General features: G+C 67.2%; 17 protein-coding genes and 1 tRNA gene. 7 read left to right on the top strand and 11 right to left on the bottom strand.

Going from position 1 to position 15,781, the window contains the following annotated elements; genetic code table 11:
• Positions 1-13: 13 nt before the first annotated feature.
• Positions 14-469 (bottom strand): YbaK/EbsC family protein, encoded by a 456-nt coding sequence (locus FFS56_RS07345; protein WP_171011004.1) that lies wholly within the window; start codon positions 467-469, stop codon positions 14-16.
• Between the two features lie 56 nt (positions 470-525).
• A complete protein-coding gene (locus tag FFS56_RS07350) occupies positions 526-1,032 on the bottom strand; it encodes a hypothetical protein (protein WP_046747982.1) in 507 nt (168 codons plus the stop codon).
• 147 nt (positions 1,033-1,179) lie between these two features.
• Here FFS56_RS07350 and FFS56_RS07355 point away from each other — a divergent pair, with 147 nt between their 5' ends.
• Together FFS56_RS07355 and FFS56_RS07360 are read left to right on the top strand one after the other, a co-directional pair.
• A complete protein-coding gene (locus FFS56_RS07355) occupies positions 1,180-1,737 on the top strand; it encodes a peptidylprolyl isomerase (RefSeq protein ID WP_046747983.1) in 558 nt (185 codons plus the stop codon).
• Between the two features lie 21 nt (positions 1,738-1,758).
• Entirely contained in the window at positions 1,759-2,655 is an 897-nt protein-coding gene (locus tag FFS56_RS07360) for a rhomboid family intramembrane serine protease (RefSeq protein WP_046747984.1), read from the top strand.
• Between the two features lie 336 nt (positions 2,656-2,991).
• Here FFS56_RS07360 and FFS56_RS07365 read toward each other — a convergent pair whose 3' ends face one another.
• Positions 2,992-3,231, bottom strand: coding sequence for a cell division protein CrgA (locus tag FFS56_RS07365; protein WP_045263578.1), 240 nt, complete (start codon positions 3,229-3,231; stop codon positions 2,992-2,994).
• A gap of 103 nt (positions 3,232-3,334) precedes the next feature.
• Between FFS56_RS07365 and FFS56_RS07370 the strand changes: the two genes are divergently transcribed.
• The 3 genes from FFS56_RS07370 to FFS56_RS07375 are packed head-to-tail and all read left to right on the top strand — an operon-like array spanning position 3,335 to position 4,942.
• On the top strand, positions 3,335-4,129 hold the full coding sequence (locus FFS56_RS07370) for a class E sortase (protein WP_127011446.1): 795 nt from the start codon (positions 3,335-3,337) through the stop codon (positions 4,127-4,129).
• A 28-nt stretch (positions 4,130-4,157) separates the two neighbouring features.
• The gene (locus FFS56_RS20485) at positions 4,158-4,313 is read left to right on the top strand and encodes a membrane protein (RefSeq protein ID WP_046747986.1); all 156 of its coding nucleotides are present in this window, start codon (positions 4,158-4,160) and stop codon (positions 4,311-4,313) included.
• The gene (locus tag FFS56_RS07375) at positions 4,310-4,942 is read left to right on the top strand and encodes an aminodeoxychorismate/anthranilate synthase component II (protein WP_127011447.1); all 633 of its coding nucleotides are present in this window, start codon (positions 4,310-4,312) and stop codon (positions 4,940-4,942) included. The genes FFS56_RS20485 and FFS56_RS07375 overlap by 4 nt, the downstream gene beginning before the upstream one ends.
• A gap of 48 nt (positions 4,943-4,990) precedes the next feature.
• Here the strand turns inward: FFS56_RS07375 and pknB are convergent, their stop codons facing one another.
• Genes pknB through FFS56_RS07410 form a run of 7 tightly spaced genes read right to left on the bottom strand, consistent with a single transcriptional unit; the run spans position 4,991 to position 13,851 of the window.
• A complete protein-coding gene (pknB, locus tag FFS56_RS07380) occupies positions 4,991-6,679 on the bottom strand; it encodes a Stk1 family PASTA domain-containing Ser/Thr kinase (RefSeq protein WP_058630932.1) in 1,689 nt (562 codons plus the stop codon).
• 45 nt (positions 6,680-6,724) lie between these two features.
• A complete protein-coding gene (locus tag FFS56_RS07385; protein WP_233437354.1) occupies positions 6,725-8,464 on the bottom strand; it encodes a protein kinase in 1,740 nt (579 codons plus the stop codon).
• On the bottom strand, positions 8,461-9,915 hold the full coding sequence (locus tag FFS56_RS07390; RefSeq protein ID WP_046747990.1) for a penicillin-binding transpeptidase domain-containing protein: 1,455 nt from the start codon (positions 9,913-9,915) through the stop codon (positions 8,461-8,463). Before FFS56_RS07390 ends, FFS56_RS07385 begins: the two co-directional genes overlap by 4 nt.
• A gap of 1 nt (position 9,916) precedes the next feature.
• Positions 9,917-11,302, bottom strand: coding sequence for an FtsW/RodA/SpoVE family cell cycle protein (locus FFS56_RS07395; protein WP_046747991.1), 1,386 nt, complete (start codon positions 11,300-11,302; stop codon positions 9,917-9,919).
• Positions 11,299-12,603 (bottom strand): PP2C family serine/threonine-protein phosphatase, encoded by a 1,305-nt coding sequence (locus FFS56_RS07400; protein ID WP_046747992.1) that lies wholly within the window; start codon positions 12,601-12,603, stop codon positions 11,299-11,301. The genes FFS56_RS07395 and FFS56_RS07400 overlap by 4 nt, the downstream gene beginning before the upstream one ends.
• Positions 12,604-12,610: 7 nt before the next feature.
• Entirely contained in the window at positions 12,611-13,129 is a 519-nt protein-coding gene (locus tag FFS56_RS07405; RefSeq protein ID WP_127011448.1) for an FHA domain-containing protein, read from the bottom strand.
• The gene (locus FFS56_RS07410; RefSeq protein WP_058630930.1) at positions 13,126-13,851 is read right to left on the bottom strand and encodes a DUF3662 and FHA domain-containing protein; all 726 of its coding nucleotides are present in this window, start codon (positions 13,849-13,851) and stop codon (positions 13,126-13,128) included. Before FFS56_RS07410 ends, FFS56_RS07405 begins: the two co-directional genes overlap by 4 nt.
• A gap of 145 nt (positions 13,852-13,996) precedes the next feature.
• Here FFS56_RS07410 and FFS56_RS07415 point away from each other — a divergent pair.
• Together FFS56_RS07415 and FFS56_RS07420 are read left to right on the top strand one after the other, a co-directional pair.
• Positions 13,997-14,079, top strand: a tRNA-Leu gene (locus FFS56_RS07415).
• A 370-nt stretch (positions 14,080-14,449) separates the two neighbouring features.
• Entirely contained in the window at positions 14,450-14,836 is a 387-nt protein-coding gene (locus FFS56_RS07420; protein WP_127011449.1) for a hypothetical protein, read from the top strand.
• Positions 14,837-14,856: 20 nt separating this feature from the next.
• On the opposite strand, the gene FFS56_RS07425 is transcribed toward FFS56_RS07420, so the two are convergent.
• Positions 14,857-15,705 (bottom strand): ribokinase, encoded by an 849-nt coding sequence (locus tag FFS56_RS07425; RefSeq protein ID WP_127011450.1) that lies wholly within the window; start codon positions 15,703-15,705, stop codon positions 14,857-14,859.
• Positions 15,706-15,781 lie beyond the last annotated feature (76 nt).

The following is a 15,781-nucleotide window of genomic DNA, read 5'->3' on the forward strand; positions in this document are numbered from 1 at the left end:
GTCCCGGCCGGGGTCAGCGCTCTTCGGGAACGGAGATGTCTGCGACGGTCGCCCCGTAGGCGGCGATCAGGTCGTCTGCGTCGACGAACAGACTGTATCCGTGGGCCCCCGCACCCATGGCGATGCGCTGACCGACGATGGACTCGTCGGCGTAGATCGGCCAGTCGGTGGTGCTGCCGATCGGGACGATGGTGCCGCGCTCGTAGCCTGTCGCCGCGAGAGCCAACTCCGCTTCCGGAAGCCGAAGCTTGTTCACTCCGACCAGGGCGCGGAGCTTCGGCCAGGAGATCGAGCGTCCGCCCGGTATCAGCGCGAACAGGAAAGTGTCGTCGGAGCGCTTCACGACGAGTGTCTTGACGATGCCCGACGGCGGGATGCCGAGGAGCTCGGCTGCCTCGAACAGGCTGCCTGCCGCCGGGCGCTCACGGATCTCGATCTCGAGACCGCGGGCTGCGGCCGCTTCACGCACCCGCGCATGCCGATCGCCTCCGTCACCCGGGGCGACGGAGGCGATATCGGACGGGGTCACGCGTCGGGTGCGGCGAGCGGGTCGTCCGCGACCCAGAGCTCGTCGTCGGCGCGCAGTGCCTGCCAGGCGGCGTAGAGAACGCCGACGGCCGCGGCCGCGCCGAGGACGATAGCGATGACGGAGCCGAGACCCGGGCCCGACTTCTGCTTCTTCCCGAAAGCACCGCGGGGTGCCGGGACGGCCACACCGTGACGCTTCGCGTTGGCGACATCCCACGCGGTGAGGGCGGAACCGACGACTCCGCCCACGATCGGAACGACCTTGTCGTCGACGACGTGCTTGCCGATCTTTACGCCACGGTCGACGACCGGGGCGACGCGACGGTTGTACGTGTCCTGGATGACCGGGACGACCTGCTCACGATTGAGGCTGCCGAGCTGACGTCCGGCCTCCCGGGCGACATCGGCGGCGTGACCGACGAGCACCTGCTGGTTCTCCCAGAGCTGGTTCGCTTCCTTCTGAAGACGACGCAGTTCCTTCTTCCGCTTGCGGCTGAGGCTCACGATGCTCTCCTGTCCATTGGAGTACGGGTTCCCCATCTTGCCACGACAGTCTGGAAGCCGGGAGGGAATCGCCCGACCCTTGCTTCTTCGCCTGATCAGGGGTACAGGCCTCGGCCAACTCACCGGAAGCTCTGCGAGAATGAAGGCATGGCTCACGCTTCTCATGTCGCAACCCTGCACACCAACCACGGTGACATCGTCATCAACCTCTTCGGCGATCACGCACCGAAGACGGTCAAGAACTTCGTCGGCCTCGCCGACGGCACCCAGGAGTGGACCGACCCCGCCACCGGCAAGCCCGGCGACGGACCCCTCTACAAGGACGTCATCTTCCACCGCATCATCCCGAACTTCATGATCCAGGGCGGCGACCCGCTCGGACAGGGCGTCGGCGGCCCCGGCTACAACTTCGACGACGAGATCAACATGGAGCTCGACTTCAACAAGCCGTACATCCTCGCGATGGCCAACGCCGGCCTGCGTCGCAACGCCATCACCGGCAAGCCCGAGGGCACCAACGGTTCGCAGTTCTTCATCACGACGGACCCCACCCCGTGGCTGCAGGGCAAGCACACGATCTTCGGCGAGGTCGCCGATGACGCTTCCCGCGCAGTCGTCGACGCGATCGGCGCCGTGCAGACCGGCCCGGGCGACCGTCCGGTCGAGCCTGTCGTGCTGCAGTCGATCGACATCGTCGCGGCCTGACGACAGCTGCGGCCGATCCGGATGACCACGCCAGAGTTCACGAGCAATCGCGACAACTTCTGTTACCGCCATCCGGATCGGCAGAGCTTCGTGCTCTGCCAGCGGTGCATGCGCACCATCTGCCCCGAGTGCCAGACGCAGGCGGCTGTCGGCGTCATCTGTCCCGAGTGCATGAACGCGGACAAGAAGAACCGCACCCCCGCTCAGAAGAAGGCTGCCCGGCGCTGGGGCGGCAACGGCGCGACCATGGCGATGGCACGCAGCGGCAAGCCGGTCGTCACCTACGCTCTCCTCGCGGTCACGTCCTTCATCGGACTGCTGCAGCTGATCCCCGGCATCGGCGAGCAGATCACCGGGCAGATGCTCTTCGCGGCCCCGTATCTGTACCCGAACCTCTCGCCGCTGCCATTCGAGCCCTGGCGACTGCTCACCGCCGTCTTCGCCCACGGCAGCTTCATCCACCTCGCACTCAACATGCTCGCGTTGTGGATGCTCGGACAGAGCCTCGAGCCCATGCTCGGCCGCGTCCGGTTCCTCGCCCTCTACCTCATCAGCGGTCTCGGCGGCTCGGTCATGGTGGCGGTGCTCGCCCCGCTGACCTCCACGGTCGGGGCCTCGGGAGCGATCTTCGGCATGATGGCCGCTCTGCTCATCGTCGGCCGGCACCTCGGCGCCAACGTCACCGGGCTTCTCGTCATCCTCGGCATCAACTTCGTCTACGGCCTGGTCTTCGGGGGTGGACGGATCTCCTGGCAGGCGCACCTCGGCGGACTCGTCATCGGCGCGCTGGTGGCCTTCATCTATGTAAAGACGAAGCGCCGAGACCAGCGAACCCTGCAGATCGTTCTGCTGTCCGCGCTGGTCGTCCTGTTGATCGTCGTCGTCGCCTTCGTGCCGCCGCTCATCCTTTTGTCCTGATCCCGAGTTGTTAACAGGGTTGTTAACCCCTGTGAATAACACCGGTGTAATTCTCCCCAGGCTGTGGATGGACCTGTGGATAACTTTCGCTCTGGCTGGACTTGTGGGCGGGCATCTCCGGGGGACGGTCGTAGGCGGATTCCCTTCGTTCCCAGAACGGGCTCCCTCCCGCTTCGCTGGTCCCTCCCGATGCTCACTCCGGGAACCCGCCTACGACCTTCGGTGGCGTTGCCGCTGTACAGCGTTGACGCTGTACAGCGGAGCGGAGTGGAATCCGGGGTGGGTATGAGAAAGGCCCCCTCGCGATGCGAGGGGGCCTTTCTGGAAGTAGAGGCGTCAGCGCCAGCGAGTGGTCATCAGGAAGCCGATCAGCGCGATGCCGAGACCGATCGCCAGGTTCCAGTTCGAGAGACCTGGGATCGGGTACTGCATGCCGGAGATGTAGAAGACAAGGATCCACACGAGCCCCAGGAGCATGAAGCCGATCATCACCGGCTTGAACCACACGGCGTTGGGAGCGGCGTCGCCTTCGGCGCGCTCGACGGCGGGTTCTTCAGTCTTGCGGTCACGTGCCATTCCGTCATTGTACCCATGAGACCTGTCCTCCGCCGAGGCCAGGATGCCTCCGCAGACGGAGAGGCGACGGCACGCGCTCAGCGTTCCCGGATATGATCACCGCATGACTGCATCCGTCGTGCCTGGGGGGCGGCGTCCGCGGCGACAGCGGCCGCGCTCGCGCGCGACGTTCGCGAGCGTGCTCGGAGAGCTGCTCCTCACCGCCGGCGTGATCGTGCTGCTCTTCGTCGCATGGCAGATGTGGATCGGCGACATCATCATCAGCGCCCAGAAGAACGAAGAGGGTGCAGCGGTGTCCCAGGCGCTGGCACAGGCCGAGCCCCCGGCGCTCCCGCCCGTCGTCGAGGAAGACGACGGAACCACGGCATACGTGCCCCCCGTGCCCGCGTCCCCGGCCGATGCGCAGTGGTTCGGACAGATGCACATCCCGCGTTTCGGCGCGGACTACAACTTCGGGATCTTCGGCGGGACGAGCCGTGCCCGCACGCTCGACCAGCAGGGGATCGGGGTCTACACCAACTCGAAGATGCCGGGCGAGGTCGGCAACTTCTCGCTCGCCGGGCATCGGACCACGTGGGGAAAGCCGTTCAACCAGCTCGACAAGCTGCAGTTGAACGACGCGATCGTCGTGGAGACCCCCGACGGCTGGTACACCTACCGGTTCCGCACGCTCGAGTACGTGAAGCCCAGCCAGACCGATGTGCTCGCCGACGTGCCGCAGATGCCCGAGCAGCAGACCGGGGAGCAGTACATCACGCTCACGGCCTGCTCTCCGCTGTACTCCTTGGCCGAGCGCATCGTCGCCTACGGGGTGTTCGAGAGCTTCCAGCCACGCGCCGAGGGTCCGCCGACCGCTCTGACCGATCCGCCGCCTCCGCCGGCCGCACCCTCGGTGTGATCATGGACATCCGAAAGGGAGAAGCCTGATGTACGCCGCCCTCTGGCGCCTGCTGCCCGGCCCGTGGTGGCTGAGGGTGCTCATCCTCGTGATCGTCATCGCCGCCGTGCTCTACGGACTGTTCTGGTACGTGTTCCCCTGGGTGAGCCCGATCATCGCCCCCGGCGAGGTCGACGTCGAATGACGCGAGTGCTCGTGGTCGACAACCACGACAGCTTCGTGCACACCCTGGTCGGATACCTGCAGGAGCTCGGCGCAGACGCCGACATGATCGAAGCGGATGCGACGGATGCCGCCCGATTCGAGAAGCTGGTGCCGGCGTACGACGCGGTGATGCTCTCTCCGGGCCCAGGTGCACCTGCCGATGCTGGAGCGTCGATCGATGCCGTGCGCGTCGCCGCGCGGCTGCGGGTGCCGACGCTCGGTGTGTGCCTCGGACACCAGGCGATCGGAGAGGCCTTCGGGGCTCCCGTCACCGCGGCGCCCGAACTCATGCACGGGATGGTCTCCTCGGTCACGCACGACGCTTCTCCCCTGTTCGCAGGAATCCCCTCGCCGTTCGATGCAGGGCGGTATCACTCGCTCGCGCTTGCGGCCTCCGACCTGCCGCCCGAGGTCATGGTGACGGCCTGGACAGAGGAGGGGACGGTCATGGCGCTGGCCCACCGCGACCTGCCGGTGTGGGGCGTGCAGTTCCACCCGGAGAGCGTGCTCACAGAGGGCGGCTACCGACTCCTGGCGAATTGGCTGGAACTGTGCGGCGACGGCGGAGCGGTCGCGCGCGCCGAGACGCTGCACCCCCTGTCACGCTGAAGGTACGGTCCGGCTCACCGGCGGCTGAGCGTCACCGGGACCTGCGCGTCAACCGGTGCAGAAGAAGATCTGGACGGACGAGCCGACCGGGACGTCACCGGGTGCGACCGACATGGAGTGCACGGTCGGCGGCTCCGTGGCCGGGCACTCCGCCGTCTCCGTCGGCACGGCCACCAGGCCGAGATCGGTGAGGTTGGCCGTGGCGGCGTCGACGGTCCAACCGGCGAGGTCGGTGAGCGTCACCGTGCCGCTGGCCACCACCAGGTTGACGACGGTACCCGGATCGAGCTCGGCGTCGGCCTTCTCACTGGCGGAGATGACCGTGTTCGCGGCCAACGCCTTGTCGTTGCGTTGGATGACCGTTCCGAGTTCGAGCCCGGCGGCCTTCAGCGCGTTCGTGGCGTCGTCGAGTGCCATGCCCTCGATCTTGGGCATCACGACCGTCTCCTCGCCCTTGGAGACGTACAGCGTGACCGTGGAGCCCTCCTCGACCGACACCCCCGCCTCGGGGTCGGTGCGGATCACGTTTCCCTCGGAGACCTCGGAGCTCGTCTCGATCACGATCTTCGACGAGAGGTCGAGGTTCGCGAGGTCGTCCTGTGCGCGCTCGGATGACACGTTGACGAGGTTCGGGATCGTTCGCGACGTGCTCGACACCTCGGGAGGGCGCATGCTGATCGTGACGACCCAGAACAGCACCGATGCCAGCAGCACCGCGAGTAGTGCCACTCCGGCCCAGATCCAGGCGACCGGTGGTCCGGACTGGGTTCGGGTCATGGTGGTGTCCGCACTCAACTGCCGCAGCGACCGCGCGGTCTCCTGCGCCTGCCGCGGGCTCGCGCCGTACAGCTCGCTGGTCAGTGCTCCCAGTTCCTTGCGCGTCGGGGCATTGCCGGTCATGGCGGAATCCAGGGCGGCGCGGAAGTGAGCGGCGTCCGGATACCGCTGGTAGGGATCCTTCGCGAGTGCGCGCAGCACGATCGGGTCGAGCGTTGGAGGAGCGTCCTCGTTGACCTCGGTCGGAGGGACCGGTGTCTCACTTACATGCTGGTAGGCGACAGCCACCGGCGACTCGCCACGGAACGGCTGGCGTCCGGTGAGCAGCTCGTACAGGACGACACCCGTGGAGTAGAGGTCGGCTCGCGCATCGACGGGTTCGCCCTTGGCCTGTTCCGGCGAGAAGTAGGCGGCGGTGCCGATGATCTGGGTCGTCTCGGCCACCGTGGAGGACGAGTCGGAGACGGCACGGGCGATGCCGAAGTCCATCACCTTGACCTGACCCTTGTCGGTCACCATCACGTTGCCCGGCTTGATGTCGCGGTGCACCACGCCTGCGCGGTGCGAGTAGTCGAGCGCCTCGAGGATGCCGTCGACATAGCGCACGGCGTCGGCCGCCGGCACCGGTCCCGCCGCGATGATGTCCTTGAGGAGGGTGCCCTTGACGAGCTCCATCACGATATAGGGCGGCTCGTCGGAACCGATGTCGCTCGTCGAGGGGTCGCCGGCATCGAACACGCGGACGATCGAAGGGTGAGACATCCGTGACGCGGCCTGGGCCTCGAGCCGGAATCGATTGCGGAACGTGGTGTCCCGTGCCAGATCGGCGTCGAGGATCTTGATCGCGACGTCTCGACCGAGCGTCAGATCGTACCCGCGGTAGACCTTCGCCATACCGCCATGCCCGATGAGCTCGTCGACGCGGTACCGGCCCGCGACGATTCGTGGCTCTGTGGACACGGATGACCCCCCTGGAAAACTACGCTTGCTGAACTGAACTACAGGTTACCCGTCGGTGTCGGTGTCCCCATCGCCGGGGGCCGCCGTGATCGTCACCGAGAGCGGGGGCGATGCCGCGGAAGTGCGCTGATCGCCACCGGAGCACATGCCCTGGTACGTGACGATGAGCTGCTGCCCCTCGGCGTCGGCGATCTTCACCTGCGTGTTGCGCTGGGTCGGCTGGAAGTTCGGCCCACCGGAGACGAAGCTGCCGTTCTGCACCGACACGACGTAGCCGGAAAGCGTCGTTCCGCTCGGGCACGTGAATCCGGTTCCCCAGGAGATGGTCACCGTCGAACCCGCGACCGGGTTTCCGGTGATCGTCGGCGCGTCGGTCGGCGTCGGGATGCCCGCACGAGCCGCGTAGACCGTGAGAGTCATGGCCTGCGTCGTCTCGACGTTGCCGGTCGGCGCGACGCGGTAGACCTTGCCGACGTCCGCATCGGTCGGCGCAGGATCGCCGTCGACGCAGGTGATCTCGCTGTTGAAGCCCGCCTCCTTGAGAGTGGAGGTGGCGGCGCCGCAGTCCATGCCGTTCAGGTTCAGGGCTGTCACGTCCACACGCGTCACTTCCGGCGTCGGAGTGGTCGGCGGCGGTGTCGTCTGCGTCTGGGTCTGGGTCGGCGTGTTGCTCGGCGAACCCGTGGGATCGGCATCGCCGCCCTGGTTCGCCAGCATCGCCCACAACGTGCCGCCGAGCACGATCACCAGCAGAGCGATCAGAGCGATCAGCGGCCAGGTCCAGGGGCTGCGCTTCTTCTTCTCCTTCTCCTCCTCGGCAGCAGCCTCGGTGGGAAGCTGAGCCGTGGTGGGAAGGATGCGCGTGGTGCCGTCGTCTCCCGATGCCGTCAGGATCCGTGTCGCGTCGTCTCCGCCGGCGATGCCGCCGGTCGCGATCGCGGGCACGGCGATGGCCGCGGAGTTGAGGTCGCCTCGGCGAAGAGCCTGAGCCGCGCGCGCCACCGTCGCAGAAGACGAGGGGCGATCGCTGGGCCTCTTGGCGATCATCGCCATGACGAGGTTCTGGACGGGGATCGGCACGGTCGGGGGCAGCGGCGGGGGCTGCTCGTTGATCTGCGCCATGGCGATGGCCACCTGCGACTCACCCGTGAACGGACGCTTGCCCGCCAGGCATTCGTAGGCGACGATGCCGAGCGAGTAGGTGTCGGTGGCGGGGGAGGCCGGGTGACCGGACGCCTGCTCGGGCGACAGGTACTGCACCGTGCCCATGACCTGGCCGGTCGCGGTGAGCGGTACCTGGTCGGCGATACGGGCGATGCCGAAATCGGTGATCTTGACGCGGCCGTCGGGCGTGATCAGCAGGTTTCCCGGCTTGATGTCGCGGTGCACGAGACCCGCCGCGTGAGCGGCCTGCAGAGCGGACGCGGTCTGGGCGACGATGTCGAGGGTCTTGTCGGCGCTGAGTGCTCCATCGCGCTCGAGCACGGTCGAGAGAGCCTCGCCGGGCACCAGCTCCATGACGAGGTAGGCGCTGCCGTTCTCCTCGCCATAGTCGAACACGCTGGCGATGCCCTCATGGTTGACGAGTGCGGCGTGCCGAGCCTCGGCTCGGAAGCGCTCGAGGAACCCGGGGTCCCCCATGTACTCGTCCTTGAGGATCTTGATGGCGACGGTACGTCCGATGACGTGATCCGTCGCTTCCCACACCTCGCCCATGCCACCGATCGCGATACGCGACTGCAGCTCGTAACGACCACCGAACGACACACCCTGCGTCGGCCTCATCTGCCCAGCACCGCCTCTATGACCTTCTTCGCAATCGGAGCGGCGATGGTGTCGCCGCTGCCTGATTGTCCCTGTCCGCCGCCGTCTTCGACGACGACCGCTACTGCGACCGCTGGATCGTTCGCCGGCGCGAAGCCGGTGAACCACAACGTATGCGGCCTGTTTCCGTTCTCTGCGGTGCCCGTCTTACCGGCCACGTCGATCCCGTCTATTCTTGCACCCTGGGCCGCTCCCGTTGCGACGCTCGCGACCATCGCGGCGGTCACGTCGTTCGCCACATCGGCCTCCATCGCACGTCCGAACTCGCTGTCCTGGAACGCCTTGATGACCGAGAGGTCATTGCCGATCACGGCGTCGACCATCCGCGGATTCATCACGACGCCGTCGTTCGCGAGTCCGGCGGAGACCATGGCCATCTGCAGCGGAGTGGCGGTGACCTTTCCCTGGCCGAAACCGGTCAGAGCGGTCTGTGCGTCGTCGAGGGCCCGCGGGTAGCTGGAGGGTGTCGACGTCAGGGGCGTGTCGAACGATCGGTTGAACCCGAGCTTGTCGGCCATCTCGCGGATCGCGTCGTCGCCGAGTTCGACCGCGAGCTCGGCCATGGGGATGTTGCAGCTGAGGCGGATCGCCTCGGCGATCGTGACGGTCTCTCCGGGGCCGCAGGTGCCGCCCCACGCGTTGGAGACGCGGTTGGACGACCCGGGAAGGGTGTAGACGGCCGGGTTGGGCAGCGTCGACTCCGGGGTCCACTTGCCGCTCGCATAGGCCGCAGCGGCGACCACGACCTTGAACGTGGAACCGGGAGGATTCAGGTCGCCGGCGATGGCGCGGTTGGACAGCGGCTTGTTGGCGTCGGCGACGAGCTGGTCGTAGGTGGCGTTCGCGGCATCGGCATCGTGCGTGGCCATCAGGTTCGTGTCGAAGCCGGGCGTGGAGACCATGGCCAGGATCCGTCCGGTCTTCGGATCCATCGCCACGACAGCACCCTTGAGGCCGCCGAGGGCCTCGTAGGCCGCTCGCTGCGCCGCGGTGTTCAGTGAGAGCTCGACGCTGTACCCGCGCTGCGGTTGGCCTGAGAGGATGCGCTCGACCTCGCCGAGGAAGGCATTCGACCCCGTGCCGGAGAGCTCGGCGTTCATGGCCTTCTCGATGCCCGTGCTCGAGCCCAGAGCCGGGTTGAAGTATCCCGTCACCGGTTCCCAGATGGGAGCATCCGCGTAGGTGCGCTGGAACTGGTAGCGGTCATCACTCGGCACCGAGCTCGCGATCGCGACGCCGTCGACGATGATCGATCCGCGCTGGATCTCATAGCTGTCGAGCCGGGTGCGCTTGTTGTTGCTGTTCTGGGCCAGCGCATCCGCTTCGACGACCTGGATCCAACTGGTCGCGGCGAACAGCGCGATGAACATAAACAGCATGATGATGCTGAGGCGGCGGAGTTCCTTCGTCATGTCAGCCGATCACCACCCGGGGTTGGCGCCGCACACCGTCGGAGATGCGCAGCAGGAGAGCCACGATGAGCCAGTTGGCCACGAGGGAGGATCCACCCGCCGCGAGGAACGGGGTGGTCAGACCGGTCAGCGGGATGAGGCGCGTGACACCGCCGACCATGATGAACACCTGCAGGGCGATCGTGAACGAGAGACCCGTCGCGAGCAGCTTGCCGAAGTCGTCCTGACCGGCGAGGCCGATGCGCATGCCGCGGCTGACGAACACCATGTAGAGGCAGAGAATCGCGAACAGTCCGATCAGCCCGAGTTCTTCGCCGAGGCTCGTGATGATGTAGTCGCTGTGGGCCAGCGGAGTGACCTCGGGGCGTCCCTGGCCCCAACCCGTGCCCATCAGACCGCCACGGGCGAGGCCGAAGAGCCCTTGCATGGGCTGGTACCCGGCACCGTCAGGGTCGACCTGGTTGGCGTCGAAGAGGAAGAGCCAGTTGATGAAGCGACCCTGCACGTAGCTGAGGATCTGCGTCGCGAGCGCGACGCCGGCGACCACGAGGGTCAGGCCGATGAGCACCCAGCTGGTCTTCCCCGTCGCGACGTAGAGCATCGCGACGAACATCCCGAAGATCAGGGTTCCGGTTCCGAGGTCGCGCTGGAAGACGATGATCCCGAGCGAGATCAGCCAGACGACCAGCACGGGTCCGAGCTCGCGCATGCGTGGCCAGGTGATGCCAAGGACCCGCTTGCCGACCGACGTCAGGCTCTCACGGGTGCGCACGAGGTATCCCGCGAAGAAGATGGCCAGGCAGATCTTGGCGAGCTCGCCCGGCTGGAAGGCGAAGGCTCCGCCGAGCGACACCCACACCGCAGCGTTCGCGTCGGGGATGCGCAGCCCGGGGACGAAGGGCAGCAGCAGGAGCAGGATTCCGGCGAGTCCGAAGATGTAGGTGTATCGGAAGAGGATCCGGTAGTTGCGCAGCAGGATCACGACCACGATCGCACCGGCCAGCGAGATGGCGGTCCACGCGAGCTGCTTGGTCGAGTAGGCGTTCCAGCCGGTGTTCTTGAAGGCGATGTCGATGCGGTAGATCATCGCGATGCCGAGTCCGGTGAGCAGGGTCGCGATCGGTACGACGAACGGGTCGGCGTCGGATGCCACGAAGCGCAACACGATGTGCAGCGCGAACGCGAGGGCGGCGAGGCCACCGCCGATCGCCAGGATCATCGGGTCGATCACCCCGAGCGCGCCCAGCTGGACGAGCGTGAGCGCGGCACCGCTGATCGCACACGCGAAGAGCAGCAGCCAGAACTCGCGGTTGCGCTGACTCTGGGGCATGCGGATGCGCTTGAGGGCCTTGATGACGCTGGTGTCGGCTGTGACGTCGGTGGTCATCCGTCACCCCCGGCCGGAGTCTCGACAGGGGTCGGCATGGGCGTGGGCAGCGGCGTCTGCTCGATCGTGTTCGCGTCGGCACCCGCCTTGAGCCGGTCCACGATCGCCATCGCGTCGGACAGCGAGCGCGCGGTGATCGTGCGCTCGACCGATGCCCGCTGATACGGAGGCAGGTTCGCGAGGAGGATGTCGGTGTCCTGGATCGGGGTGGACAGCGTGATCGGACCGATGTTCTGCTGCACGCCCTGGAAGATCACGACGCTGTCCTCATCGGCGCCGATGAAGTACCGGGTCTGGGTCCAGCTGTAGGCAGCGAAGGCCGCGACGCCGAGCATCACGATCACCACGAGAGCGCCGGCGATCCACCCGAGGCGCCGGCGCTTGGCGCGACGACGGTCCTCTTCGATGAGCTCCTCGAGGTACTCGGGCGCCGGCTCGAAGTGGCTGGGCTCGTTCGCGGCCTGTCGCACCGGGTGCAGCCAGTTGCCGCGGGGAGCCCGCACGGGAGGAACGTACACGCCGTCGGGGTTCGACGCTGAGCCGACGATCGTGGGGGTTCCCGAATGGATCGGGTGCTGTCCGCCGACGTCGACCAGGACCATCGTGACGTTGTCGGGCGCGCCGCCGTCGAGTGCCTGCTTGAGCAGGATGTCGGCCGTACGTCCGGGGGCGAGACCGAGCTGCATGGCCTTGAGGATGTGCGGCTCGTCGACCACGCCGGAGAGTCCGTCGGAGCAGAGCAGCCAACGGTCGCCGGGCTGCGTGTGCATGACGAACATGTCGAGCTCGGGGTCGGAGTCCATGTCGCTGAGCACACGCATCAGCACGGATCGGCGCGGGTGGTAGCGCGCCTCCTCCGGGGTGATGCGGCCCGAGTCGACCAGACGCTGCACGAACGTGTGGTCGGCGGTGATCTGCGTCAGGGCGTCGTCGCGATAGAGGTAGATGCGCGAGTCGCCGATGTGGCCGATGACCGCGTACTCGTCGACCATGATGATCGCGCTGAGGGTGGTGCCGAGACCGGCCAGCTCTGGACGGTCCTTCGCGGCACGGATGAGGTCGCCCGCGGCCGTGGTCGCCGCCGCCTGCAGCGAGGCCTGTGCGTCTTCCGTCGTCGCATACGCCTGATCGAGCGGCTCGAGGCGCTGGATCGCGATGCTGGATGCGACGTCACCGCCGGCGTGACCGCCCATGCCGTCGGCGACGACGAAGAGGTTCGCTCCGGAGTAGCCGGAATCCTGGTTGTTGGAGCGGACCTTCCCGGTGTGGGAGATCGCGACGCTCGAGCCCTCGAAGACCATGCCGGCGTCAGGCTCGCAGCTCGAAGGTCGTGGCGCCCACCTTGATGGGGGTGCCGAGCGAGAGGGCGACCGGCGAGCCGGAGACGCGCTGGCCTGCGACGAAGGTGCCGTTCGTGGAGTCGAGGTCCTGGATCGCCCAGGCGTCGCCGCGCAGCATCAGGCGCGCATGGTGGCTGGAGGTGTAGTCGTCGCGGATCACGAGAGCGGATTCGCTGGAGCGGCCGATCGTGAGGGAGTCGGCGCTGAGCGGCAGCTCCAGGCCTGCCTTCGGGCCGGAGGTGATCACGAGCCGCTTGGCTGTCGCGACGGTCGCCGGGCCCGTGGAGGGGCGGGCGGAAGCCGGCTTCGCGACGGGTGCCGCGGGTGCAGCCGCCGGTGCGGGGGCTCCGGCGGTCGCCTCGGCGGGCAACTTGCGCACGCGCACTCCGAACAGGTCTGCCCGGAGCGAGTACACCACCCCGAACACGAAGAACCACATCAGGAGAAGGAACCCGATGCGGAGCAGAAGGAGGATCAGTTCACTCACCCGAGGGCTCCGAACGCTCGGGTGGCGTCGTCGCCTCGGGACGTCGGCCGCGAGGGGGCGGCCACGGGGACGATGCGGAACACCAGGTCGGTGCGTCCGATCGTGATCGTGGTGTCGGTGGGGAGCGCGGCTTCGCGCAGCTTCTGGCCATTCACCTTCGTGCCGTTGGTGGATCCCAGGTCGCGCATCATGGCGCGCTCGCCGTCCCACAGGATCTCGACATGCTTGCGGCTCGAACCGGCATCGGCGATCGTGATGTCGGCATCCGAACCGCGTCCGATCACCGTGCGAGCGCGCGAGATCGAGTGGCGGCGGCCGTCGACGTCGACCACGGCCTGCCAGCTGACGCGGCCCTCGACCGTGCCGGAGCTGACGCGCACCGTGCCGGTGGCGACCTTCTCGTCGGCCTCGAGGGTGATCGAGAGCGGCCCGGCGAAGCTGTACCCCTGCGACGTGGCGTGCTTGGTGAGAAGAGCATGCAGCTCATCGGTGAGAGCGCCACCGAGCCCGCGCATCCGCTCGGCATCGTCGTCGCTGAGGCGAACGATGTAGCTGTTGGGCGCGATGATGCGGTCGCGGCTCACGACAGCGGCCTTCGTGTCGGCTTCGCGCCGCAGCGCCGAAGCGATCTCCACGGGCTGGATGCCGCTGCGGAAGGTCTTGGCGAACGCGCTGTTCACTGCGCGCTCGAGACCTTTCTCAAAGCTGTCAAGTAGTCCCACTGGGCTCCTCTGGCATGCCGGCTGGTAGGGACATCGTAGCCAGGTGTCCTGGGGGAACGCCGCCGAAGACCCCCGTCGAGTGTGCAACGAGCCCGAAAACGCATGATATCTTTGGGAAGTTGAGTTCTTCGGAACGAGACCACTCGCGCGAGTGGCGGAATGGTAGACGCGCTGGCTTCAGGTGCCAGTGTCCGTAAGGACGTGGGGGTTCAAGTCCCCCCTCGCGCACAGTTGAAGATGGCCCGGTTCCTTTCGAGGAAGCCGGGCCTTCTTCTTTCCGCATGCTTCGGGTCGTCGATGACGGTGGTGGGGCGGCGCGAATCGACCGCTAGTGTCTGGTCATGAAACGCAGCGAGTACCGCACTTCCCTGATGGGATGGCGAGCCGCGCTCATCACGCTCGCCGCCTCGATCATCGGCTTCGCGGCGGTGGTGATCCCGCTGCTGAACACCGTCGTGGATCGGGATGGGACCATCACGGCCCGCGATCAGAAGATCGATGACTCGAGCAGGAACTGGATTCCGCGAACGCGAAACTCGAGGTCCGGCAGGAAGCGATCGCCGAACTGCGCGATGAGAACAGGGAGCTCCGCGCGGCGTTGCCGTACACGGTCGCGCCGGAAGACGTTCACGACATCCGTGCGACGGCCACTCTGACGCTCGCCAAGCGGGGGGACACGCTCGACTTGAACTCGGCGCTCCCGAACTTCGGTGCCGCGGACTTCGTCTACTCGGACACTCTTTCTTACAGCGGTGACAGATTGATCCTGGGGTACGGCGCCTCCACCGTGGTCTTGGGTTCGGGTAATGCGGACTACGCGACGTGTGCCGCGGCGACGGGGTGGTCGCGCGGGTCGTCCCTCGACCCCCACCAGCTGGAGGCACCCACGACGTGCGTCCGGCTCCAATCCGATCGGTACGCAGCGATCCAGGTGCTTCGCTACGACGCGAACTCCGTCGACGTGACCATCACGGTCTGGGAGTAGCGCGTCGGAGCCTTCTCCCGTCACCGCACCGGCAGGTACCGACTCAGGTGCTCGAACGGCGGCTGCGATGAGAGGTGCGACACGGCCGCAGACCCCACGGTGCACGCGGCTTCGAGAGCGTCGGCAGGCGCGTGCCCTGCGCGCAGCGCGAGCACGAGTGCCGCGCAGAACGCATCCCCCGCGCCGACCGTGTTCACGGCCTCGGCGGGGATGCCGTCAGCCCGGGCGATCTCCTCGCCACGGCGATACAGGGCGGCGCCGGCCGCGCCGTAGGTGACCGCGACGAGTTCGGCCTCGGCGAGCTCGGGCATGAGCTCGCGCTCGGTCTCGTTCACGATGAACAGATCGACGCGACTCAGCAGCGCTTCGGGGAGCGGCTGGGCGGGAGCGGCGTTGACGGCGATGAAGCCGGGCGCCGTTGCGGCGACCTCTTCGACGATGCTGAGCGCGATCTCCAGTTGCATGAGCACCGCCTCCTCCTCTCGGAAGGTCACGCCGTCGAGACTCACCCGATCATTCGCTCCCGGGCACACCGCGATCTGGTTCTCGGCGTCGGAATCCACGACGATCAGTGCCGTTCCGGTAGGGGCATCGACGGTGCGGAGGTCGGTGGTGTCCACCCCGGCCCGATCCATCTCGTCTCGGGTCCAGGCCCCGTCGGCGTCATCCCCGACGGCGCCGATCATGCGGACTCTCCCGCCGAGCTTCGCGGCGGCGACGGCCTGATTCGCGCCCTTCCCTCCCAGGTCTCGGGACAGCCTTCCGCCGGCGACGGTCTCACCTGCGGTGGGGAGGCGATCGACGAACGCGGTGACGTCGACGTTCGCGCTGCCGACGACGACGAGTGAGGCAGAGACAAGGGTGGTCATGGCGGCGGCTTTCGGATCGTGGGATGGGGTAGGCAACGACGACGGTGCACCCGACTTGACGTTCCTGCAAGAAAGT

The sequence above is a fragment of the Microbacterium sp. Beta genome (genome assembly GCF_005502545.1).
GTDB lineage: Bacteria > Actinomycetota > Actinomycetes > Actinomycetales > Microbacteriaceae > Microbacterium > Microbacterium oxydans.